This window comes from Streptomyces zhihengii (assembly GCF_016919245.1).
GTDB classification, from domain to species: Bacteria; Actinomycetota; Actinomycetes; order Streptomycetales; family Streptomycetaceae; genus Streptomyces; species Streptomyces zhihengii.
Window position 1 is genome coordinate 35255 of sequence record NZ_JAFEJA010000004.1, and the last position, 23516, is coordinate 58770.

The 23516-nt window shown below is 67.3% G+C and carries 12 protein-coding genes and 2 pseudogenes; 7 read left to right on the forward strand and 7 right to left on the reverse strand.

Annotation, left to right across the window (positions count from 1 at the left end; all coding sequences use genetic code 11):
• Positions 1 to 3: 3 nt before the first annotated feature.
• Together JE024_RS40630 and JE024_RS40635 are read right to left on the reverse strand one after the other, a co-directional pair.
• Positions 4 to 6585, reverse strand: a complete 6582-nt coding sequence (locus JE024_RS40630) for an RHS repeat-associated core domain-containing protein (RefSeq protein WP_205379007.1) — start codon at positions 6583 to 6585, stop codon at positions 4 to 6.
• A 151-nt stretch (positions 6586 to 6736) separates the two neighbouring features.
• The gene (locus tag JE024_RS40635) at positions 6737 to 10198 is read right to left on the reverse strand and encodes a laminin G domain-containing protein (protein ID WP_244883805.1); all 3462 of its coding nucleotides are present in this window, start codon (positions 10196 to 10198) and stop codon (positions 6737 to 6739) included.
• Between the two features lie 1938 nt (positions 10199 to 12136).
• Here JE024_RS40635 and JE024_RS41855 point away from each other — a divergent pair.
• The 5 genes and pseudogenes from JE024_RS41855 to JE024_RS41860 all read left to right on the forward strand — a co-directional run.
• Positions 12137 to 12343: an RNA polymerase sigma factor gene (locus JE024_RS41855; protein ID WP_244883807.1), complete on the forward strand. Its 207-nt coding sequence runs from the start codon at positions 12137 to 12139 to the stop codon at positions 12341 to 12343.
• Positions 12340 to 13290 carry a hypothetical protein gene (locus tag JE024_RS40645; protein WP_205379008.1) on the forward strand — a complete coding sequence of 317 codons (951 nt, stop codon included), beginning with the start codon at positions 12340 to 12342 and terminating at the stop codon, positions 13288 to 13290. Before JE024_RS41855 ends, JE024_RS40645 begins: the two co-directional genes overlap by 4 nt.
• A gap of 146 nt (positions 13291 to 13436) precedes the next feature.
• Positions 13437 to 13685 carry a hypothetical protein gene (locus JE024_RS40650; protein ID WP_205379009.1) on the forward strand — a complete coding sequence of 83 codons (249 nt, stop codon included), beginning with the start codon at positions 13437 to 13439 and terminating at the stop codon, positions 13683 to 13685.
• Positions 13686 to 13799: 114 nt separating this feature from the next.
• Entirely contained in the window at positions 13800 to 14210 is a 411-nt protein-coding gene (locus tag JE024_RS40655; RefSeq protein WP_205379010.1) for a hypothetical protein, read from the forward strand.
• Positions 14211 to 14645: 435 nt separating this feature from the next.
• A pseudogene (locus JE024_RS41860) lies at positions 14646 to 14762 on the forward strand (ATP-binding protein); the annotation flags it as partial.
• Positions 14763 to 15478: 716 nt separating this feature from the next.
• Here JE024_RS41860 and JE024_RS40665 read toward each other — a convergent pair.
• Together JE024_RS40665 and JE024_RS40670 are read right to left on the reverse strand one after the other, a co-directional pair.
• Positions 15479 to 16111 carry a hypothetical protein gene (locus JE024_RS40665; RefSeq protein ID WP_205379022.1) on the reverse strand — a complete coding sequence of 211 codons (633 nt, stop codon included), beginning with the start codon at positions 16109 to 16111 and terminating at the stop codon, positions 15479 to 15481.
• A 509-nt stretch (positions 16112 to 16620) separates the two neighbouring features.
• Positions 16621 to 17229, reverse strand: a complete 609-nt coding sequence (locus JE024_RS40670) for a hypothetical protein (RefSeq protein ID WP_205379011.1) — start codon at positions 17227 to 17229, stop codon at positions 16621 to 16623.
• An 89-nt stretch (positions 17230 to 17318) separates the two neighbouring features.
• On the opposite strand from JE024_RS40670, the gene JE024_RS40675 reads away from it, so the two are divergent.
• A complete protein-coding gene (locus JE024_RS40675) occupies positions 17319 to 17924 on the forward strand; it encodes a hypothetical protein (RefSeq protein WP_205379012.1) in 606 nt (201 codons plus the stop codon).
• Positions 17925 to 17980: 56 nt separating this feature from the next.
• Positions 17981 to 18274: pseudogene (locus JE024_RS40680) on the forward strand (recombinase family protein); the annotation flags it as partial.
• 762 nt (positions 18275 to 19036) lie between these two features.
• Here the strand turns inward: JE024_RS40680 and JE024_RS40685 are convergent.
• From JE024_RS40685 to JE024_RS40695, 3 genes are all read right to left on the reverse strand, one after another.
• Positions 19037 to 19243 carry a hypothetical protein gene (locus JE024_RS40685; protein ID WP_244883809.1) on the reverse strand — a complete coding sequence of 69 codons (207 nt, stop codon included), beginning with the start codon at positions 19241 to 19243 and terminating at the stop codon, positions 19037 to 19039.
• 489 nt (positions 19244 to 19732) lie between these two features.
• Entirely contained in the window at positions 19733 to 22018 is a 2286-nt protein-coding gene (locus JE024_RS40690) for an FG-GAP-like repeat-containing protein (RefSeq protein ID WP_205379014.1), read from the reverse strand.
• Positions 22019 to 22575: 557 nt separating this feature from the next.
• Positions 22576 to 23334: an SDR family NAD(P)-dependent oxidoreductase gene (locus JE024_RS40695; RefSeq protein WP_205379015.1), complete on the reverse strand. Its 759-nt coding sequence runs from the start codon at positions 23332 to 23334 to the stop codon at positions 22576 to 22578.
• Positions 23335 to 23516 lie beyond the last annotated feature (182 nt).

Consider the following 23516-nt stretch of genomic DNA (forward strand, 5'->3'; position numbering starts at 1 on the left):
ACTTCACCTTACCCGCTGGAACGTTTTGTAATGGGTGTGCGTGTACCACGCCGACCCGTCGGTACCCGTCACGAGCCTTTCCGTCCCTCTGCTACTTTCACCGCGAAACGGGTGCACATCAAACTCGTGGTATCTAATATCTCTGCCTGTCGAATCCTTGCTCGGCAAGGTCTTCGTGTCATCCCTGCCATCATTGGCGTACGGTCGCTTCTTACCCTGCCACGAAGGCAAGCCATGGGTGGGTGGAGCGTAACCATGCTGATCGATGTGCTTCAGCGTATCCTGCACATGATCCGGAGTGCGAGGGGGGCCGGGTCGAGGAACTATCGATGCCCCGCCCTTAGCTCCAACCCCTGCCGCCCCTGCTACTGCCCCCGCAGCGCCGCCGACCGGCCCCATACCGAGTCCGCTTGCGTCGGAGCCGGTCATAGCCTCGGAGAACTTTGGTGTCAGAAATAGCGTAAACGCAAAGTGACCACGCTGATCGGCACTGCACTCGACGTATTCCCAGCAGGCCGCCATGCCAGCTAGGGCCATCAACTGAATGTCTTCGTAGCCCGCCTTCAGGGGGTCGTCGTAGACAGCGCCGAGTGTACGCGCGAAGGCTTCTTCGAAACCGTCAGGTACTTCACCCGGTACATTGAGGGTCTGGAAATAGGTGCCGGTCTGAAAGGTCGTGTAGGCACCTTCAACGTAGACATCATTGTTGACATCTCCGTCTGCGTCACTCGAATTGATGTGGTAGGCCGGGTCCTGCTTTCCCTTGTTCTTCCCGCCGTCGTCAGGCTGGCAGCGCCCGTTTCCAGGATCGATGCACATTCCTGTCGGGTCGGCAAACGTGACGGGGCTGTTATTGGCATAGGCGTAGCCGTTGAGGGACTGATGCTGCGTAAGCATCAAAACAGGGTCGACACTGATGAATTGCCCAACAGTGAGGTCATATGCCCGGGCACCAATATGTACGAGGCCCGTGCTGCTGTCCTCAGTCTTCCCCAAGAACCCCTTGTCGTCCGGCCATTGTTGGCCGGTGGGGGTCCCACGGTTAGCGCCGAAGGGACTGGTGTAGCGCTTGGTGACCGCGTACGTGCTGGCGTCGAGGGCGACGCTGGAGGTGCCGTGGTGATCCGCCACTAGGAACTGGAGCTGAGTTACCGACGTCCCGCTGGTGGCAGTGCGAACGGCGATGCGCTGACCATTGGCCGTGTAGTACCGGGTACCGCTGAGAGTCTTGGTACCGCCCTTGAGGGCAAGGCGCACCTCAGTGCTGCCGAGGTAGAGAATCGTGTCGCCGTCACCGGACGGGGTGCGGCGGATGAGGAGTTCGCCATCGGCGTCGTGCAGATAAGTGGTGGACTTGGCGGGCTTACCAGCGGCCGACGGCTCGGACGTGGCTGCGAGCTTGCCTTCACTGTCCCAGGTGAGGGTCTGGGTTGCCTGGGCACCGGGGCGGGTGAGGGTGTTGCCGGTCTTGTCGTATGTGTAGGTCTTGGTTGCGGTGCCGGCTGTGGCGCTGGCGAGGGTGTGTGGCTGTCCGGTGGGGCTGCCGTAGGCGTAGTCGGTCTCGGTGGTGTCGGTGCTTGTGTGCTGCTTCTCGGTATCCCTTTGGCCTGCGACTGTGTAGGTGTAGGAGGTCCAATAGGGTGCTGCTCCGCCGAGGTTGGCTTTAGTGCGGCCCGCGATGCTGCAGTCTGCAGTCTTGGGAGTCCAGGCTTCGGTGAGGCGTCGGTGGCCGTCGTAGGCGAAGCATTGGTAGTCGGCTTGGCTGGCGCCGCCCTGGGTGGTGGCGTCGAAGACGGAGGTGACGTTGCCGGCGTCGTCCTGGGTGAAGTTGAGTTCCTGCGGCATGTAGCTGTGGACGTCGTCCGTGACAAATGCGCTGGTCAGGCGGCGCGTTCCGGCCTCGTAGGTGTAGTTGACGTAAGCCTGGTCGGCCGAGGGTGTGCCGTCGATGCCGAGAGTGTGCTGGGTCAGGTCGCCCTGCGGGCTGAAGGCTGCGCTCTGGAGGTATCCCGTGGTGCCCTGTGACTTGGTGTGGCCGCCGAGCGCGTTTGAGGTGTAAGCGATGGTCTCGGCAGACAGCCCGCCGACTGCGGGCTGGCGTTCGGACTTGAGGCTGCCGTCGGCGTTGTAGCTGGCGGTGAACGAGAGCGTGGATGTCACGCCTGCGGTAACAAGGGGATCTGTGGCAGGGAGCTGAAGCTGGCTGCCGGTGATGTTGTACAGGTTGTCGTAACTCGTGTTCTTCTGGATATAGGCCTTGCTGCCGGCCTGGTTGACGCCACCTTCGTAGCGAACTGCGGTGGCAGGCTGACCGAGGGCTGGGGTGTCGAATGTCCAGGCGGCGAGCTTGTTGGCGTCGGTCTGGAGGCCCTGCCACATGCCGGTCTTGCGGTCGAGTTCGTCGTATGCGTAAGTGAGGGTCGTGGAGCGGGCGTCAGTTGTGGAGGCCACGCGGTCCAGGGAGTCATAGGCGACCGTGGAGGTGCCGGAATCGGGGTCGGTGGTGGTGATCTTGCGGCCGAAGAGGTCGTAGGTGTAGGACCATTCAGCCTGGTCCGGCCCGGTGACCGTCTTCGGCTGGCCAGTCGCGGTGTGCGTGTACTTGGTGGTCGTGTAGTCGCTGCCGGTGGGCTGTGGGCCGTTGTACTCGCGACGTTCGGTTATCTGACCCAGCGCGTTGGTGACGACCGCGACCGCCTGACCGCCTTCCGGTGCACTGGTGGTGACCGTGTCGCCACGGTAGACGGTGTCGACTGTCCAGCGGGGGGTGCCCCGGGTCTTGGTGATGCTCTTGATCGTGCGGCCGGCGCCGTCGTAGACGGTGTCGGTCTGGATGGGTGCCTGGCCTCCGTCGATTTCCGCCGGCTTTGCGCCGTCAGGTACGGCGGTGTTGTCCCAGATGTCGGAATGGGCGCTGACTGCCAGTCCACGGTCGTCGTACTCGGTTACCGCGATGAGGCGCCCGCCTTGCGGTGAAGGGGCCTGGATCTGGCGGGTACGCAGCAGGGAGTCGTAGATCTCGACGGTGGTGTTGTATCCGGATGCGTCGGGCTTGAGGCTGCTGGTGGCGACCCAGGGCATGGCCGCACTGACGACGTTGTAGTTGTAGGCGTAGTTCGGTGTGGCGCCGAAGAGTTTGAGGCGGTTGGGCAGCCAGACCTTGGTGATGCGGCCGAGGCTGTCGTACTCGGACTCGGAGATCTTGCTGTTGGTGTCAGTGACTTTGAGGGTGCTGCCGGTGGCGAAGTCCAGGTTGCTGGTGCTCTTGTGGCCCTTGGCGTTGGCCACGGACATGGTTGTCAGTGGCCCGCCGGCGGCTGGGCTGTATGTGGTGGTGGCTGTAACGAGGTTGTTGGTGTCCTTGACGACCAGCGGTCGGCCCAGGGTGTCGTAGTTGATGCTGCCCAGTTTCTGCCAGCTGGGGGCATCGGAGGTGTTGTAGGCCTTGGCTCGGCCGGTCCACACGGCCTCGCCGACGGTGGGCTTGTTGGTGGCGGACCAGGCCGTGGCTGCAGCGTCGTCGAAAACTGTGGCGGTGTCGGAGACAACGTCGCCGGGGCGGGCGTCGTCTGCCGGAAGATCGAGTTCACTGTCTGGCACGGAGCAGGTGGCTGCGACGGTGCGGGTGCGGGAGACAAGGGCGGTGAGATAGGGGGCGCCGGCGTCAGTGTCGGCGTCGGTATTACGTGCGTACCAGTTTCGGGTGCATTTCTCGTCGCCGATTGTGCTGTTGTCGCCGCGGTCCTCAGTGGTCTGCACCATGCCGTGGTCGTCATAGGTGTGCTTGATGGTGCGCGTGCGGGTTTTGGGGGTGCCGCTACTGGTGACTGTGGTGCGTGCGGTGATTGCTGCGTCGCGAACCATGTACGCCTCGGTGTCGGCGTAGGACTGGTGCTGAGCGGCGGTCTTTTTGGTCCAGAGGTCGGTGACGATGCCGCCGACCTCGGTGGTTCCATTGTAGGTGACTGTCTCGCGGGTTTGGCCGGCGTAGCGCTCGTAGTCGTTGGTGACCGGGGCCGCGATGCCGGTGACTGTGGTGGTCTTGCGCTTGGTGGGGTCGGGGGTCTTGCCATCGGGGCCGAGGATGCGGTCGCCGTGCATGCCGCGCAGGTAGACGGTGACGGTCTTCAGCTGCGGTCGGTCGGGGTATCCCGTCTGCCCGGTGAGATGGGTGACCTTTTCGTAGCCGCGCCAGGTCGACCAGGTGCGCTCGTCCTCGGGAGTGAAGGGGTCTTCGTTGTAGTGCCAGGCGCCCCCGTCCGTGTACTGGTAGGTGTGCACGACTGCGTCGGAGCCGCCGTGGAGATCGATGGTGCGCACGCTGCTGACGGGGTACTTCTGGAACCAGTCCAGGATCGGGGTTTCTTCCCCGTTGGGAGACCAGTAGACGGGGTAGCAGCGCTTGGTGTTCTCGTCCAGTTTGGGCTTCGCCTGGCCGGCGGCGCAGTCGGCAGGCAGGTAGTCGACGATGCTGGTAGCGCCGGTCTCGGTGGTGACCTGCTTCAGCCGCGGGCGGTAGAGCGGCAGGATGTCGTCGCTGGAGCTGTCGACACGGTTGGGCAGCATCTCGTGAGTAAAGCGAACTGGGTCCAGGGACAGGGGCGCCCCATGCTTGCCAGTCTGCTGGATCTCGTCCAGCCACAGGGACTGGTCGCCGCTGTCACCGGTGTCACCGGGGTCGCGATAGCTCTGCTTGAGGGCCCACGTGTCGACTGGTGCATAGGCGGCGGGGGCGGCTGCGGCGTTCCAGGCGTAGGTGTTGATGGTGCTGAGGCGGTAGCGGGTGAAGAAGGCGGGGCTGATGTTGAACTCGCAGTCAGCGGTCGCTGAGTCACAGACGGCGTCATAGGGAACGTCGGGCCAGTTGTCGCGCGTGTCCTCGGTCAATTCGGTGCAGTCGGCGTCGTCGTCGCAGCGCTGCTTGTAGACGAGTGTGATCTTTTGCGCGGCAGGCTTGGAGAACAGGCTGTCGGAGCGCTGGCCGTATTCGATGCGCTTGAGGTAGCCGCCGCGGGTATAGGCGCTGTTGTCGGCGGCACCGCTTTGGGCGTAGTAGTTGGCCTCTTTGCCGTAGTAGTAGGCCATGGCGTTGCCGTGGGTGTCGACGACGTAGTCGAGGTTCCAGCGCCAGGCTTGGTTCAGGGCGCGGTCGTCGAAGGTGCTGCCCTCGTTGTAGCCGGGCTCACCGGAGTCGTCTCCGAAGACGGGTACGAGCCAGGTGGAGTCGGTGGTGGGATCGGGGTCGGCGGCGATTGTGTCGGGGTTGTCCTTACGCCAGTTGGGGAGTTTGTGCTGGCCGAAGGTATAGCGGGTGCCGTCGCCGGTGATGAGGGTCCAGAATTCGCCGTTGTCATCCCCGTTGTCGGCGCCGGTGCCGTGGATGACCTTGGAGTCGTCGTCGTTCTTCAGGCGCCACTGCCCCGTGGTGTCGTCCTTGACCAGTTCTGTGGCGTTGCCGTTAAGGACGAGGGAAGCGTTGTCGTACTTCCAGCACTGGTCGAACTTCTCGTCGTGGCCGTCGTCCTCGCAGGAGCCGTACTTGCGCTCGATGTAGGACGAGGTGAGGTCAAAGCCCTCACCAATCTGGCTGCCCTGGTTGTTGGTGGTGGAGGTGCGGCCGTCGACGCTGCCCGAGTCGTAGGAAATACTCAGCGACGGCTGAGGGCCGGCGGCGGCAGGTGGAAGACGCAGAGACTGGGCCCAGCTGAAGGTGCCGGAGGAGCCGCCGGACGACCATGTCGACGAGGGGGCCAGCGGGGTGGCGGCGTAATCGCCGCCACCGGACTTGGTACCGGCGCTCAGGGCGAGGACCATGGTCTGGCCGACTGTCGCCTGCATGCCCGGCGAACGGGATACCACAGCTTGCGCGGCGAAGGACACGTCAGTGGTGAGAGTGGTGTCCTCGCGCTTGTTGGTCGAGGGCAGCAGTGGGCCGGTGCGGCATGAGTCGTTGGTCGGCTTTGTGAGTGCACAGGCAGGGAGCCTGTGCAGTTGCAGGCGGCCTGCCCAGTTTCCGCCGTACGCGGAGGCGAAAGCGGAGTAGTCGAGGCTGAGGCGTGCGGTGCCACCCGTCGTGGGCCCGGTGACAGCCACGGCAACGCCCCTGATGCCAAGCTGGTTGGTCTGCTTCTGGTCGAGCACGCGTGCTGTGATGCTGGTGACGGTCTTGGAGGGCTTGACGCGGCGCGATGCGGGGGCCGTGAGGGTCAGCGGCAAGCGGCCTGGGGTCGCGGTGGCGCTGTTCGTGCCCTCGCTTCGGGTGAGGGTCGCTGTTCCGCTAGTCGGCCAGGTGACGGTTCGGCTCTGGTCCTTAACCGCCCGCGTGATGGCTGTGCGGTCGGCCATGGCTGCCTTCTGGAGCAGGGCGCTGGTCTTTGCGTCCAACTCGGGGGTGAATGCCCCGACCTTGTCCGGCTTGTGAGAGATCTGTGGCTTGCCCAGGGGGGTTACGTCTGCGGCGAACGCCACTGGAGCCAGCAGGCTGGGCAGTAGCGCGAGACCGGTCAGTGTCGCGATGTACCGGGGCCGCGGACTGGAGGACCGGCGTGCACCGGATTCGCGTCGCGGTATGTGATGGGTGGTCATGTGTCCGCTTCTTTGCCGGGCCGACGTAGCGGTCAAGGCTGTCGGCTCTGGTCGGCGCCCGTCGGCAACAAGCCGTAGGCGCTGGATGGGGGCGGTGCGGTGCCGGTCTCCCGCCTTCTCCGGGCGGAGTGGCGGGAGACCGATCCAGGACTCAGAGCGTGGCGAGGACTTCGGCCTGCAGGACTTGGCTTGCGACCTGCTCCTCGGTCATGGCGCCGACCCACATACGCAGCTGCTGCAGATCCCCTGGCAGATACGTACCTGCGGTCGAGCCGGCTGTTGCTCCCCGGCCAATGGCCATCTCACCGCTGCCGTGCCGTGCGTTGGTGAAGCCGGAGTTCTCTCCCGCGCTCACCTGAGCGAAGCCAACATGGAGGCGGATCTCGCCGTAACGGGTTTCCGAGCGGGTCGGATCGTCGGGATCGGTCCACATCCACGGCTGCTGGGCATCGAAGACACCAGTGAGATCCACCCACTCACCCACCACAGCCTGACCCATTTCTGCCACACCAGCTTGCTGAACGATCTTGCCAGCGGTATCCACCGCGGTCCGGGTGAACTTCCACTGGTAGATGTCAGGATCAGCCACCTTGACGGCCCACAGTGCCCAGGACGATTCGCCAGTGCCGATGCGCTGGCCTGCGACCTGCGCCTGGTATCCGACCGGTTTGCCGGCGAGCAGATCGGCGTTGAGTCGTACGCGGGCGGAGACGGTGAACGATCCCGTCTCGTCGACGAGGGGGCCGGCGGTTCCTGCGTATGCGGCCGTGCCGTCGAGTTCGAGGGCGTCCTCGGCCTCGATGAAGCGCGCCGTCGGGGAGAGCTGCAGTCCCTGCTTGAAGTAGGGGGACGTCTCCCGCATGACGGTGCCGGTCGAACCAGCGGCACTCCAGGCTCCCACGAGATCGTTCGACGGAGCTCCATCGAGCGGTGTCTGGGCTTCGGCGGCGATCTCCTGCTCGGTCAGCATGCGCTGCCACACAGCGGCCTCGTCGATCAGGCCGTGCGTGTATTCGCCGCCGACACCGGCCTTGGCGAAGCGGCCGAACTGCAGCCCGCCACTGGCCGTCCACGGCTCATAGGAGGGTGCCGCCGCGGACAGGACGGTCTTGGGTTGAGGGCGTCCGTTCACGAAGAGCTGGATCGTGTCGTTCGTCTTGTCTCCGTCGCCCTTGGTGTCGAACACCCCCGCCAGGTGCGTCCACGACCGCAGCGGCGGGTCCTGCTGCGCGGATACGGAGCGGGCGTGGACCGGTACGTCCTGGTCCTTGTCCGCCCGGTTGAACACCCACGCCTTGTAGGAGGTCGAGTAGTACAGGGCGAACGCGGACGCCTTGCTGCCGGGCTGCGAGAGGACGACGGCGTTCGTCGGTGCGCTGGTCATGTGGACCCAGGCGGAAACGGTGAACGATCCACCGGTGTTGACCGCGGGTGCCGAGGTGGCGGCGTATCCGGTCTGCAGTGCCGGATTGGTGCTGTCGAGCCACAGGGCCTGGTCCGTATCGCCGCGCCGGCCATGGGTCGACCAGCCTGCGCCGTCGGTGTGGAGGGTGGCGTCGTAGCGTACGGAGCCTTCGGTGGCGGTGTCCTTCGTGATGCGGGTGGTGGCGCCGGGAACGGGGTCGTCGTCGAAATGCCACCGTCCCGTCTCCGTCGTGCCGTCGCCTACGCGGAAGACGAATTCGGCTGGTGTGCCCCAGCGCTGGCGTACGTCTCGTGCTTCGACGATAAGCGTCTGTGTGCCGCCCAAGGAGGGGACGATGTCGGTGGCGTTGAACTCGCCTCGCACCTGGCCTGCCGCGGGCTCGCCGACGGTGACGGTCTTGGTCTGCTGGGCGTTCCACGTCGCCAGCCGGTAGCGGTAGCCGGTGATGTCCGTGTCAGCTGTGCTGGGCAGGAAGGTGAACGCGCCTGCGACACCGGGCCCGCCTGCGGCGGGACAGTTGTCTGCCACACATATCTGGTAGGGGCCGTCGGTGGAGATCTGCGGGGCCTTCGGCGCCGTCGAGTCGATCTTGAAGTAGCACCAGTGCGAGTAGGACGAGAACATGTCGCCGGCCTTGCCGGCGTAGGCCCAGTGCGACTGGGTGCGTGCCTTGTAGCGGTACAGCTTGCCGTCCGACAGTGGCGTGGTGCGCATGCCCTCGAGGGTGCCGTCCGGGTCCCAGCCCGGGCGGGGCCGGTAGTCGGACATCGTCTTCACCCAGGTGGTGTCCTTGCGTTCGATCTCGAACTCCGCCTGCAGGCTTCCCTTCTCCTCCTTGGGGTCCGGCTGGACCTGGGTCTGCACGCGGGCGATGACCCTCGGGTCGGTACGGGTGACGATCAGCGGGCTGGACTCGCTCCTGTTGCACAAGATGGTCGTCCCGTCACCCGGGATCAGCCCGACATCGGTGGGTGTGCCGGGGCGGGGGACGTAGGTGACCTGGAGTTCGGCGTTGTCGTCGAAGCGCTTCCAGGCGCGCGGCTCGCTCTCGTCCTTGGCCCGGAGCATGAACGTCATCCTCGACATCTTGCCGTCCGCGAAAGCCCGCACAGTCGAGGCGAGGTTCTCGTCCGTCTCGTCGGGGTTGTCGTTGAACTCGATCCACGCGTCGGGCTGGTCCGGGCTGCAGAGGTCACCGCGGCCGGCGGAGACCAGACGGTCGCCCATCTGGTCGAGCTGCTTGGGGCCGGGCCACCGGGTCGACTCGGAAATGTTGTCGGTGCGCTCCAGATCGAGCCAGTACGGGGTGCAGTTGAACGACCACATCTCACGGGCGCGGAACGTGGCGTCGAGGACGTACTTGCCGTACAGCTTGGCGGGCGCGAATTCGAACAGCATGCGGTTCACATAGCCGTTGCCGCAGTAGTAGCCGTCCGCGGTCCCGCACTTGCCGACCCCGTACTCACCGTCGAAGTCCCAGAAGCGGTCCCCGTCGGAAGAGATCACGGTGCGCTCGGAGGTACCGAGGCCCACCGGCGGGTCGATGTAGACCGGGTAGACGGTGTCCTCACCACGCAGCAGGCCCAGGTCCGGCTGCACCGTCACCGCGCCGCTGTCGACCTGGACGGGCAGGATGGCGCTGGCATCGCCCTCCCCCGGGTGCGCCAGGTCGTCCTCCGGTTCCTCGCCGCTCTCGGCGGAGCCCGTTGCGGGCTCCATGGGCACGGCCGGCTCGGGGACCTTGCCCGTGGTCCCGGTGCGTAGCAGTTGAGGTTGCTGGCCCCCGGTGGGTTCGTCGCCGGCGGAGTCCCACATCTGGCCGGCCGGCCCCTTGAAGACCGGGTTGCCGTGCTCGTCCAGCGCCTGCAAGCCGCCGCCCGGGCCAGGAACGATCTCCAGGTTGTTCGCCGAGACGGACAGCCGCACCTGCTCCAGAGCAGGGTTGGCCGCGGCCTCGGCGGACTTCACGACCAGAACCTCGCGGTACCCCTCGGCCGTCGCCGTCATCTTCAGGTCGACACCCGCCAGCACGTCCCGGTAGGTGGCGGTCGCCCCGTCGATCACCGGGGCAGGCAGCGCTGCCGGCCAGTCCAGCGTCATGCTCGCCCCGGCCACGCCCAGGCGCACCAGATCAGCCGCCCCGCCGCCGGAGAAGGCCAGGTCGACAACGGCAGACTTCGGGCCCACGGTCCCGTCCCCGCGTCTTTCCAGCGTCGGATCGATCGCCTGCCAGGAGCCGTCTTCAGCCTTCGCCCGCTGTGGCGCAGCGGACTGCGTCAGGGTGAACGTGCCATCGGGGGTTGGCCATCGTGGTCGAGTAGGCGGTGCGCTCGCCCGTCACCTCGACCGGATCCCCGGACGCTGCAGCCCTCTCTGAGGCCGAAGCCATGGCCGGGGCGGCAGGCGGTGCCTGCGGTGAAGCGGCCGCGGAGACCGCCGTCCCGGGCAGCACCATCCCTGCCAACAGCGGCGCTACTACTGCCCGCGCCAGTGTTCTTCGCCGTCCGCTGCCGGACACAGCTCGACCCCGCCGGAACCCCACGATCCCCACCCCTGGTTCACAAGATCTACATAAGCTCCGTGAGTAAAGCTTTCGCAAGACACCCCGTCAACCCCTGAACGGCCCGACAAGACTGCGCTGACCTGCGGTTATGACACGATCGCTATAACTGGCCCGCTTTTGCTCCCCCACCACTGAAGGCCGGGAGGACGGATTTCGGGCACAGGTTGGCCACATCAACACGGGTGCGGTGCCCAGCACGCTGCGGTCCCGCTCCTGCAGGCCCGACACCATCGGCGATGCCGCTGACGGCGATAGCCCGGTGGTGACGTCGGAGTTGCACCAGGACGTCCTGGACTACTGCACCCCTGCACCGGCGGGGAAAGACGGGGGCGACGACAAGCTCAGGCCGCCTCATCCGAATCTTGCTTGGTGATCGGCATGAACACGGAAACCTGCGACCGGCCGAGCCGGCCGTCCTGCCCGCTTCGCGTCCCGGGGCGGCGCCCCGGCCGGCTGGGAGGCGGTGCGGTCCTTCGAGGCCGAGCACCGCATAGTGCTGCCGGAGCCGTACCGCACATTCGTGGCCGACGCCGGGGACGGCTTGCGGTCCGGGCATGGCCCGGGCTCGCACCTATCAGCGGGTGCAGGCGGCGGTACGGCCAGGTGAATGCGGGGCCGTGAAAGCGCGCGGCAGCGTTCCGAGGTGGTGGCTGCGGCCGCAGGGTTGCCGATGTGAGCTTCGGGCCGTCAGGAGACCGGGTTCTCGGCGGAGGCGAGTCGGGCATGGGCCGGGGCCTGCCTGCACTCTGAAGGGCGCCTTCGCCTCTATGGGGCAGGCGGGACCAGGCAAGACCCGGCCTCGAATCTGCGGCTTTCGTCTGCGGCCGAGGCCGCACGAGCCCTACAGCTGGCTACCGCCGACACGCCGTCAGTTTCGGGGGCAGGCAGAAGTTTTCGAGATATTTCCGGGGCTGATGTCACGTTCACGGAGTGTGGCTGCACTAGGGAGGGCGATGTTCGTTTGCTGCATCGCCGACCATGAGCAGTCAGGAGGACACGGGGTGGATCCGGTGGTGATCGCGAGCGGGGCGATCGTGTTGGAGGGGGTTGCGGGCTGTTCCTTGCGATTCGCTCCAGAGCGGTTGGTAGGCGGGGTGGCACGGCAGCGTGGCCGTGGGCGTTTCGCGCGTGCCTGTAGCGGAGTGTCGCGTGCTTCCGGGTTCGTATGGGGTACGGAAGCCGGGGTGAGCCGTCATGGAGGACGCTGCAGGGGCTGAATTGCGGGTCAGCGACCAGGTGGAGCAGGCGGCTCCTGAGAGCGTGCAGGGCCGGCGTCTGGCAGAGGAACGCACGAGCGGGAGTATCCGGGGCTGGTTCGGTTTCTTCTGCTTCACGGTGCCTCGTGGTCAGAGGCGCAGGATGCGGCTCAGGATGCGTTCACTCAGATGTGCCGGCCGGGGGCGGCGATTCGGCATCCGAAGGCGTGGTTGCGCACGGTGGCCTGGCGTTCCTGGTTGCGTCAGCAGGTGCGTGAGGAGTCGTGCGCGGATGTTCCGGATGTTCCGACTTCGCACTGGCAGTCTCCCGCCAACGCGGCCGAGATGGGGGCGGAGGAGCGGCGTGTGATCGAACTTCTGCTGCAGTTGCCGGCCAAGCAGCGGGCCGTGATGGCGTGGACGTTGGACGGCTTCACGGCGCAGGAGTGCGCTGTGGCTATGGGGATTTCGCCGGAAGCCGCTCGTCAGAACCTGTCGCGGGCACGGGCAGGGCTCAAGGCTGCGCTGGGGCTCGATGGTCCGGACGAAAGGTATGAAGAGGGGGAGCGATGAGCAGCGATCGGTCGGTTGACCGTCTGGAGTGTCTGTTGGCTCGTGCGCACCAGCAGTTGGGGATCGCCGTCCAGGACGGTCTCATGGGCAGTGACGGGCCTCCGGTGTTGCGTGATCCTGACCAGGTTCTGGGGCGGCTGCTTGCGGCAGCGCATCGCCAGACCGGTGCGGTGGTGAGCGAGCGCCTCGCGAGCTGGAACGCGCAGAGGCGGGCGGGGCACGATGCGTCCAGGAATGCGGTGCCGTCGGGAGGGCTGATGTGCCGGGCGGCAGCGGTCCGGCTGAAGTACCGGGAGGAGGCGCTGAAGCGGGCCCGCAGGTACATGCCGCTGAACGTGGTCCATGTGGTGAGGGATGCGGCTGACGCCGTGCAGCAGGTCATCGCGTTCCTCGAGTTCGACCAGCCTGTTCCGAAGGAGCATCTGGCGCGGCTCGAGCAGAGGGGTTACGGCATGCGGCGCCTGGTTGCGCTGCCCCAGGTGCCGCAGCGTCCCTCGGCGCTGGGCGGCTTCGACTATGTGGACGAGGTGGACGCGTACCTGACGTCGTGTACTGAGCCGCTCGTCGCGCAGGTCCGTCGTGTCCTGCACCTGTTTGACAGCGACGTCACGCCCTACTTCGACGAGGCGTCGATGTCGTGGCTGGGTTTTCTGGAGGTGGCTCAGGATCTGGCAGACGACCTTGACCTGGCGCATCGGGAGGCGGTTGCTCTGTCTCGGGCGGTCACATCTGTCGAGGAGGCCAGTAGCGACTTCCGCGGAGCGGATCTCCGCTCGGTCAACCTGACGGGCGTCGCTCTCGAAGGCATCCGGTGGAACACCTCTACCGTGTGGCCTGCGGAGTGGGAGGAACGTATCTGGAGAGCGTCACTTGCGACGGCGTCGGGTGGCGGAGAACTCGTGGTACGCGGTGAACCGCATGACAGCACGGTGCCTGCGGACATCTGACCCGCAAGAGTTGCAGGAGAACAGCGCTGTGCCGCGCGCAACGGCCCGGGTTGGCCCGATGTCAGCCGCGACGCGCGGTGATGTGGCGTGCCCCGGCCAGCGGGGCCGCCTCCGTGAAACCACCCATTCCTTCTCCGGGAGGCAGCATGAGTACAGCCATGGAACGCCGGCTCGACGAAGAGCCGGTGCCAGTTCTGTTCGTGAAGGACGACGGCGAACGTCAATCTCTCACAACCAGGAGTCAGGCGCGGCTGCGGCGGATCCGCGACAACCGGCGCCATGGGCGCGTGCGCGTCCTCGCCCGCATTGCGGGCTACGGCATGCTCCGCGGCGCCGCTGGCGCCCTGGGTGCCAGCGCGACCGGATGGATCATCTGGTGGATCCAGCAACACTGACGGTGTGGGGGGCAACTGTCGGCTTGGACTGTCCGGCCCTTGGAGGGATGGTGGGCGCCCCGCCTGCCCCTGTACGGTCCCGCGTACGGAAGGACATCGACTTAAAGGGGCGGAATGCCGGGATTCGGGCGCGCGGATGACGAGTGGGATCTGCTGGTGGAGGCGGGCCGGGAGTTCCTGGTGGACCGCGCGAGGCTCCGCGGGCTCACCACGTACACCGAGCTCAACGCCGCCTTGGTCGAGCGGACCGGGTGCCGCGCCTTCGACTTCGGGCGGCCCGACGAACGAGCTGCCATGGGCCATCTGTTGGGGCTGATCGTCGAGCGTGACCAGGAACGTGCTCCCGCCAAGCCACCTCTCATGCTCTCTGCGCTGGTCACGTATCTGCACGCCAACGACCCTGGCCCGGGCTTCTACCAACTGGCCAAGGATCTGCAACTGTTGCCGCTGAGCGCGTCGAAGATCGAGAAGGATTGCTTCTGGGCCCGCCAGGTGGACCGGATCCAGGCGCTCCACAGAGACTGAGCCTCGCTGGGGCGCTTCCGGTCAAGCGGGGCGGCACCGCGCTCCCGGCCCGGAGCAAGGCGGGAGGGTGACTCACCTGCCCACCGAATTGCGCGCCACGACCCGGCTCCTCGCGGTCTCCCTGGGCAACGGCGCCCTGGATGCGATCTGTAGCTACCGCGCCCCACGAGTCGAACGCGGCGGGCCTCTTCAACGTCCTCGCCCATGCCCTCACAGCGCCTGAACGACCACGAGGCGCAGTATGTGCCGCCCGAGTGCGCAGTGCTTCGACCCCTGCTCCCGGTGCCCCGTTCGAGGGGCCCCACCAACCGCGCACAAGTGGGCGGAGCCTACCAACCGAAACCAACACCCCCGGCACCCCAACCACCGTCGCGCTGGCCCGTCACGACTCATGAACGCTCGCGGCAGAGCTGCTCAGCTCCCTGAATCTCGGCTTTCAGCGACGAGGCCCTCGCCACCGCCATCCTCAACCGACTTCTCCACCACTGCGAAGTGATCTCCATCAACGGCCCCGGCTGCCGGCTGAAGAACCGTCTCCAGGCGATCGGGCGAGGATCCGGTGGCCTGATCGGCTGCGATCAGGCCACCGGATCCTCGCCCGGCGGGATGAAGGCATCGGCGCCATCGGCATCCTCGACATGCCCCTGGGCATCGATCGTGATGGCCGTCGCCCGCCCCTACGAGGTGATGAGCAAGGCCAGCACCTGTTCTGTCAGCGGCGTTCCCCCTGGTCCCTCGTCCTTCCAGTGCGCCCGCCACCCTCCACCAGGCACCGCTGCCACGACCTGATCGGCCCGCTCCAAATGGGAGAAGTCCTCGTAGTCCGTCACCGGACGCAGGGCGCCGCGCTTGGGGTCGACGACCAACGCTGTCCCGGTTGCCTAATCCCAGCCCTCCACACGCACCATGCGGCCGATCTCGGCGTCGGTGCCGTTGAAGATCGCGGTCCAGCCGGTCTGATTGAAATAGCGAAGAGACACCGCGCCATCATCTCGGACCACGACGCTCGGGCCTTACAGGGTTCCATGCTCTGCGCGTTCATAAGTACGCAGCCCTGCGCATAGACAAGTACGCCGACGCACGCCAGCCAGGGCGGCAAGCGCCCCGAGGCCGATGAGGATCCAGTTGGTGAGTAGCACGCGGACGGTGACGCCTTGCCCTTCGCAGCCGACTCCTCCGGCTTGTCGCCGCCACTGCCCCCGCACCCGGTCAGAGCCGCCACAAGCAAGGCAGTGACCGCGACCGAAGCACGAGCCCTCCACGCCGGATCACGGGCAGCTCTCCTCGAACTTCACGGCCGTCAACATGACGGGCTGACCGTTCAAAGCCGCCCCGGCAGCCGGCTCCTGCGTGCACACCTGCCAGTTCGACTCCACCAGCACCATCCGGTCATCCCCTGAAGCGTCACTGACCCTGACCGACGTGCCCGAGTCGAGCGCCATACGCGCCGCCTTCACCGACTTCCCCGTGAAGTCAGGCATGCTGCCACCGTCAGCCGACGGCGGCGCCTCGTCCGTCGCAGGACACTCTTCCTCCAGCTTCACCGTGCCAAAGTCGAGCTTCGTGTCCGTCGACGCCTTACTCCCAGCAGCCACGTTCTGGCTGCACACCTTCCAGTTCCGATCCAAGGCCTGCGCCCGGCCACGGCCCAGAGCGTCGTGCGAGGCGAGCCCATAGAAGCCAACCTCCTGCGCCTTGTCCTGCGCCGACTGCAAGCCCATGCCCACGAAGTTCGGCACCGCTGCCTCCTCCGAGGCTTCCGCGGAGTCGGGGCTGGACTCAGCCTTGGCCGACGACGCGGTGCTACCGCCTGCCGGCTTCTCCGCCTCGGTCGGCTGACACGCGACAGCCCCACCCAGGGCAGCACAGAGCAGGACGGCAGAGATGATGCGAGTTCGCACAGATTCCCCCCAGAGATCCCAGTACAGGCGGAACACGCTAGAGCACTTGTGGGGGAGACGTGGACAGAAGTCACCGACCCGTGACAGTTCGCCTAAACCGAGGGCGAGCAAGGGGGTGGTCAGCGGGGATGCATCGCCATGCCTGGGCCTTTACTCGCCAACGAACGGTGCCGGGCCAAGCCCTACAACACCGACTTCAATGTGGCCGCTCGTCGCCATGAACTCGCTCTCACGACCGTCGGGCAGGCGAAGAACCCCGGGGTCTGCGTCGAAGAGGTCAACTCCACTCACCGCGTCAACGAGCGTGACACTGCCAGCCCACGTGCTGTCGCGGTCGGACTCCCGGTTGTCGCTACGACTTGGGTCGTAGCGCAGCACGAGGGAGGCAGTGACTGCCGCCTCGCGGCCGTCAGGAAGTACGACGACCGCAGGGCCGGCATAGCGCAGCCGACCGTCACCAGGATGGAATGGGGCGCGAGGATCCATGCCCGGAGGCTAACGGCCGGCGGTCACTCCGGCTGTACAAACGCCGGGTTCTCCAGCCTGCGCGCAAGGACCCATGTCTCCTCACCACGGCGGCAGGTGAGCACGAGCCTGATGGGCTGGCCCGCGTACTCGCCCTGCCACATGGCCTGCGTCTTGCCCTCCATCCATTGACCCGGCCGCGTGCGCTGCATTGCCAGAGGGCGCCCCGTACCCACCCGGAGCTCAAACGGCTCCGGACCCCGGCCGTGATCGTCCGTCCTGTTAGCGCCCGGCGAGAACCGGAACGGCCCCCAGACGTGAGCGTCGACATCCGCCTGCGTCACGCCGTTGCCCTCGTGGAGCAGCTGGTGCTCCATGTCGTCGTTGCCCACGGATATAACGACCTCGTCGAGGTGGCCCAGCGCGTCAGGGCCCGCAAGGTGCACCGTGACAATCGCCTGGCCGAAGCCTGTCTCGACAAAGTCGAGCTCGACCTGAGGGGTGAGCTCGGCATGCCAGCGCTCCCGCTCAATGCGAGCGACACGATCAGCTGTACTCGCGGAGCGATGTGCCGCCTTCCAACTGCCAGCAGCAGCTGCCGCGCTGGCGACGGCGGTAACCAGGGTTGCCACATCTGTCCAAGGGATGCTCATGCGCCAGGACCATAGCGCCAGCCAGAGACGGGTGCGTCAGCTCCGACGAATGAGCCTCAGAGGAACCGGGCGGAAGGCAAGATCGCCCCATGGATACGGAAGTCCTCGTAGCAATCGTCGGTGGCGGTGCAGCACTCCTGGGTGCCGCGGTAGGTGGCGCCGGCGCGGTCGTTGCCGCTCACATCACCGGCAAGCGAGCTGAAAGCGCTGCAAGGCACGCCTACCTCGGGCCCTTGGACGTCGCACGTCGGACCGCACAGAGAGAGGCCTACGTAGGGCTCCTGACGGCAGCACACGCCCTCGCGGATGCCGGAGGCGAGGTACTCGAATCAGCCCGACGACTGGCAGAAAACGCCAACGAGGAGATCATTGGCCAGCCGACCACGTACCCGCTGGCTCGCATTGCCGCCGACCGTGAACGCGTCCGCGCAGTCCAGCCGGCCGACGAGGTGATTGCCGCCGCCCGACACGTAGAGCTCGAAGGCCCCGAGTCGGTTGCCAAAGCAGCACGCCAGCTTTCCGAAGCCGCCCTCGACTTCGAAGAGGCGATCGAGCTCGTCGAGACACCAGAGGGTGACGATCACGCAATCACGGCAGGCCCCAGTGTGGGGCGAGTCCCGCTCCGGCACGGTGTCCTGAGACGCCAGATATGGGACTTCGCCCGTGAGGCCACCGCACACCTCAATCAGCGGTAGCGGCGCCGCTGGGGCCGTTCATCAATCGGACGTTTGATGAGCGAAGGAGGAACTGAATGGCCCTAGTTGGGCTCGTCCGCGTATCCACCGACAAGCAGAACACCGAACGGCAGCACGACGCCCTCGACCCCATCTGCATCAAGGTCTTCGAGGAGAAGGTCAGCGGCAAGCTCCAGGCCGAAGAGCGGCCCGCCCTCATGGACGCCCTCGAGTACATCCGCGACGGCGACATGCTCTGCGTCCAGGAAGTCGACCGCCTCGGCCGGAACCTCCTCGAAGGACTGATCGTCCTCAATGATCTCTTCGAGCGGGGCATCGCCGTAAAGGTGCTCGAGGGCATCGCCGCGGGCGCGGAGCGCTTCGAGCCCGTCGCTTGCCCGCCACCCGCCCAAGGACACCAGGACGGGTGTGGCCCCACCGCTGCGCCGTGACTGCAGCAGCTTCGTGCCCAGGTGGCGGGCGAGCTGTGTCTTCCCGCTGCCGGGCGCGCCGAGGATGAGCAGGCACCGGCAGTCGGCCAGGTCGAACACCTCCGCGATCTCGCCGTAGTTGCCGGACAGGTCGCCCTCGCTGACATCGGGATCGACGATGTCCTCGTGCACCGTCGTATAGCGCAGCAGCAGCGGCGACGGGTGGGCGGAGACCGACCAGGCACGGGTGTCGGGAGCCAGGGAACGCCACGCATCGCGCTCCAGCGCCGTGGTGGCGGGCCGCATGACGACCTGTGCCGACTCCTGGCCGCTTTCCAGCCGCCCGGCGTCATCGACCGGTGCCGAAGCGACCGGCGGCACAGCGCCACGGCCCGCCAGCGCCCGGGCAGGCGCCTGCTGCTGCCGCACCGCCCGACGCGCCACCTCGTACTCCGCCTGCGCCTTGAGATAACGGGCATGCCAGACACGCATGTTGGGTGCCTGTCCGCATGCCTCGACCCAGGCGTGGACCAGCTTCCACGACGGCAGGGACTCGCCTGCGGTCGCGGTGCTCAGGGCTGCCTTGCTCCAGCCTTTGTGAGGACCTCTATCAGGATGGTCCCCCCGATACCCTCGCAGACCGATGCCTTCGCAGTGGAGCGGCCCGCAGCAACGAGACAGGGCGCAGATGGCCCGCGCCGCTCACGCGGGGACCAGCAGGCCGAAGACCACGACGAAAACAACAGGCACACTGGACACCGCGGGCATGATCCGGAATCGTCCGCGCGTCGCTCGCCGGTCCGCGCGGCGGGTCACCAGCAGTCCCACTGCCGGCGCGAGGACGGCGGTGAGCAGGGCCAGCAGACCGCATGCCCAACCAGCCCCTTGTCGTAGCTCCGGCAGGCCCATCGCATGCACGATCGCCGGTGTGCACAGGAGCAGAGGCGCAGAGGCCCACCACCATGAGAGCGCGGTGACAAGCCGATCCGCTCGTGCAGCTGTCTGTTCCGGAGGGTTGTCCGCGCCCGTAGAGGAACGGTACGGCCAACCTCAACAGGCTTGCACTCATTCCGTGATGGGGCTCGAGGAGAGATGGCGGGCAAACGCTGTGGTGGAAGTGGTTGCGCCGGTAGCGCCTGCCTGGCATGCCGGCCGGCTCCGCCTCCGCAGCGCACCACGCCCAGGTGATGTGGCGGACTACGAGAAACGGGTCTGCGTCCTGTGCTGAGACCCGAGAGGAGAAATGCGGGAGGCGAGTGCGTCGAGGACCGCGCCTGTGCATCCATCGCGGTGGGCAAGCACGATGAGGACGCTCACCGGTCATCTCCCGGGCAGCCGTCGGTTCGTGCCTGGCTCGCGCGATGATGACGAGCCAGGCACGCAGCGCCCGCCGAGCGGTCAGGCGATGTGGTTGTAGGAGCCGGTGCTGCCGAAGAAGACGGAGCTGCTTTCGCGCTTGCGGAACGGGGCGGCCGCGCTGCCGGTGCCCTGGTAGTAGTAGGCGGTTCCGTCTGTCGAGGTGGCGAAGAGGTCGGGGCGGCCGTCGCGGTTGCCGTCGCCGATGCCGGTCAGGTGGGTGTAGCCCTGCCAGCCGGCGCCGATCTTCACGCGAGTGGTGAACGTGCCGTCGCCTCGGCCCTGGTACAGCCACAGCACACCGGCCGTGTCGCGGGCCACCAGGTCGCCTGCCGCACCGCCGGCGATATTGCCCGTCGCCTGGATGCTGTTGAAGGTCTGCCAGCCGCTGAGGCCGATCTTCTTGCGGTCGGCGAAGGGCGCGGCGGTGTTGCCGGTTGCCCGGTGGAGCCACAGGGCTCCGGCGGTGTCGGTGGCCACGAGGTCGGGGCGGCCGTCGCCGGTGAGGTCGCTGCCTGCGGCGATGTGGCGGTAGCCCTGCCAGCCGCCGCCGATCTTCACGCGAGTGGTGAACGTGCCGTCGCCTCGGCCCTGGTACAGCCACAGCACACCGGCCGTGTCGCGGGCCACCAGGTCGCCTGCCGCACCGCCGGCGATATTGCCGGTGGCCTCGATGCTGTTGTAGATCTGCCAGCCGCCGCCGACGAGGCGGGTGCGGGTGGCGTTGAGGCGCCGCAGGTGGTCGGGGCTGGAGGCGGTGTCCTCGAGCCACAGCCGTCCGGCCTTGTCGCGGGCGAGCACGTCCGGGGAGCCGTTGTCGGTGAAGTCGTGGGGTGCCGGCTTTCGGTGGACGGTGAAGGTGCCGGTGACGGTCGCGGTGGGGCCGATCCCGTTGGTGGGCTTGGCCTCCACGGTCCAGGTGTAGGCGCCGTTGGGGGCGTTGACAGCTTTGCCGTTGTCGCTGAGCGTTCCGTCCCAGGTGTAGTCGATGCGCTCGGGGTGGGGGTTTTGGCCGTTGCCGGGAGAGAAGTGGCCGACGTCCGCGAGTCCGGTGCGGGTGTGGCGGATCGTGGCCGTGAAGGTGACGTTGAGCCGGGACAGGCGCCAGGACAGGGGCACTGCGCCGCGGTTCTCGTCGAGGTCGATCGTCGAGGGGACGGTGTGGCCGAGGACGGTGACCGCGGTCGGCACCCCGGTGCTCGCGACCTGGGTCACGGCCGGGGCGGCGTCCGTGCCCGGCGCGATGCGGTACAGGCCCTGACCGCCGGCCAGCGTGCCGCCCATGGCCAGCAGGCTGCCGTCCGGGGAGGGCACGATCGTGGACACCTGTTCCAGCAGCTTGCGCGGCACACCGCCGCCCACCGGCACGGCCGTGAGCGCCAGGCGTTCCTGCGGGTCGCCGTAGTGCAGCTCGCTGGCGCTCGCATAGGTGAGCCAGTTACCGGTCAGGTTCAGCACAGGCTGCCACAGGCCCGTGATCGTCTCCCGGCGAGGCGGGGTGCTGCTGCCCCGCTCGGCGACGTTGAGGACCATCGTGGAGCCGAAGGGTTGTGTTGCCTCGAACCACGCCACGTGGGTGCCGGACAGCGCCGCGTCCGGGCTCGGGGCGTGCGGGCCGGCGTCGAAGGTCCGCGTGACGGTGGCCGACGCGAGGTCGACGAGCGCCAGGTGCCAGCGCGTCTCCTCGAGCTCGCCGGTGCGATAGCTCAGCAGCACCGCGCCCGCGTCCGCTCCCTTGACCTGGATGTCCAGTGCGCCGCCGGGCAGCCCGGCCACAGGCCGGTCGGTGAGCGAGGTTCCGTCGTGGCGCACCAGGTGGGCGGTCTGTGCACCGGTGGCGGTGGTGGCGGACGCGATGATCGTGTCCCCCACGGCGCCGATGTAGCCGTGGGTGCGGCTCAGGGTGCGCAGGTCGATCGCCGACGCCGTGCCTGCGGCCATGTCGTACGCGGTGGCCGTGACATAGCCGGGGCCGTCTCCCTGGTTGAACGCGGGCGTGAACACCGTGTCGGACAGGGCGCCGTACCGCTCAGTCGTCTTCGGCTGCCCGCGCTCGGTCGCGAGGACTGTGCTGGAGCCGTCGGCGTAGCGGGTCCAGCGCACGTCCCCGTCCGTGTCCGAGGCGAGGAACCCCGTGGCGCCGGAACCGATGATTTCCGAGCCCGCCTCGATCTGCAGCCGCGCCGCGGTTGTGGTGTCCGCATCCTGAGCGGCTGCGTCGGAAGCCGTAGCCTCGGTGAACGGCAACGCCGCCGCCGGCATCGCGGAGGTCGCCGCGCAGACGGCGACCCCGATCGCGACCGCCGCGGTCATCCGCTGACGAGTCATGCGCGCATGCTTCACGTAAGAATGTCCCTCCCCTGGTACCCCGCTGGCCCACCGGCCCGCGGACGTCGACGCGCACCACGGCCTCCCCAGCCCTCGCATGCGTCGGATGATCGCGGATCGTAGCAATCGCAGGACTGTTGAGACGTGGTGGCCTGCGGACCGCCACAGCGCAACGGGTCACCGATCCGATGCCCTCGTCTCCTCTCCGACGCGCTCCCGGGCAGTCCCTCAGACGAGGCCCGTCCGTCATGCCTGGCGGATTGGGCCGACCCTGCCCGGTAACTCTTCGAAGTGATGGAGTTGTCGATGCTTTCAGGTACTTCCCCCTCTCTAACGCGGGTCTTTACGCGGGCGGAGTCCCGCTCCCCCGCGCACATCGCTGGGGCAGTTCGATGTCGTGCGGACGCGGGGATGCACTCCTCGAAGCCGATGCTGTTGTTGGCACCAGCGGTACCGCAGTGGGGCTTGCCGGTCAGTAGATGCGGCCCGCGTCGCGTTCCAGTCCGCTGTGGGCGGAGGTTCCTGCCGGCGAGGGCGACGCCGAAGCGTACGAGCCGTCAGGCCGAGGATCCGCTGTCGATGACCAGGTCGGCTCCGACCACAGCGCCGGCCGCAGGGGAGGCGAGATAGAGCACCGCGGCCGCCACTTCGCTGGCTTCCGCGACCCGGCCGAGCGGGTTCTGGGTCTTCACTCGCTCGGCACGGTCGGCCTCGGTCTCGCCGGGCAGCAGCGACATGGGAGCGGCGGAGGCGCCGGGGCTGACGGCGTTGATGCGGATGCCCTGGTGGATGTGGTCGAGCGCGGCAGCGCGGGTCAGCGCGGAGACCGCTGCCTTCGAGGTGATGTACGCGGCGAGGTTCGGGATGCGGAGGTGGGCGCCCAGGTTGGAGGAGATGTTGACGATGGAGCCGCCACCGTTTGCCTTCATGTGCGCGATCTCGTGCTTCATGGCCAACCAGACGCCGGTGACGTTCGTGCGCAGCACCGCGTCCCAGTCGTCCTCGCTCAGGTCGCCGACGGGTACGGTGCCGCGGAGTATTCCGGCGTTGTTGACTGCGATGTCCAGTCCACCGAAGCGGGTGACGCTCTGGCGTACGAGGTTCTGGAGCTGGCCGGATTCGGTGACATCGGCGGTGACGGCGGTGGCCGTGCCGCCGGCGGCCTCGATGAGACCGACCGTCTCGTTCAGGGATGGCGCGGTGCGTCCCGCGGCGACGACGGATGCGCCCTCGGTGGCGAAGGCGAGTGCGATGGCGCGGCCGAGGCCGGAGCCTGCGCCGGTGACGAGGACGGTCTTCCCGGTGAAGCGGTTCATTGCGGTGTGCTCCCTTGAGTGATGGATGACCTGGTGCGGTGGTTCGGAAGGGCGACGGCGTCGAGAGCGGTTCCTGTTGCGGCCAGGGAGGAGGCGTCGCAGCCGAGTGTGAGCGGGATCGCGAGCCGGAGGCTCGGGCCGCATTCCATCGCGGTGTTGACCACGTCTGCAGCGTGGCCTCC

Coding starts and splice junctions, on each gene's coding strand:
- JE024_RS40630 (WP_205379007.1), bottom strand. CDS start 6,585: ATGACCACCCATCACATACCGCGACGCGAATCCGGTGCACGCCGGTCC.
- JE024_RS40645 (WP_205379008.1), top strand. CDS start 12,340: ATGAGCAGCGATCGGTCGGTTGACCGTCTGGAGTGTCTGTTGGCTCGT.
- JE024_RS40650 (WP_205379009.1), top strand. CDS start 13,437: ATGAGTACAGCCATGGAACGCCGGCTCGACGAAGAGCCGGTGCCAGTT.
- JE024_RS40655 (WP_205379010.1), top strand. CDS start 13,800: ATGCCGGGATTCGGGCGCGCGGATGACGAGTGGGATCTGCTGGTGGAG.
- JE024_RS40670 (WP_205379011.1), bottom strand. CDS start 17,229: ATGAGCATCCCTTGGACAGATGTGGCAACCCTGGTTACCGCCGTCGCC.
- JE024_RS40675 (WP_205379012.1), top strand. CDS start 17,319: ATGGATACGGAAGTCCTCGTAGCAATCGTCGGTGGCGGTGCAGCACTC.
- JE024_RS40685 (WP_244883809.1), bottom strand. CDS start 19,243: ATGGGCCTGCCGGAGCTACGACAAGGGGCTGGTTGGGCATGCGGTCTG.
- JE024_RS40690 (WP_205379014.1), bottom strand. CDS start 22,018: ATGACTCGTCAGCGGATGACCGCGGCGGTCGCGATCGGGGTCGCCGTC.
- JE024_RS40695 (WP_205379015.1), bottom strand. CDS start 23,334: ATGAACCGCTTCACCGGGAAGACCGTCCTCGTCACCGGCGCAGGCTCC.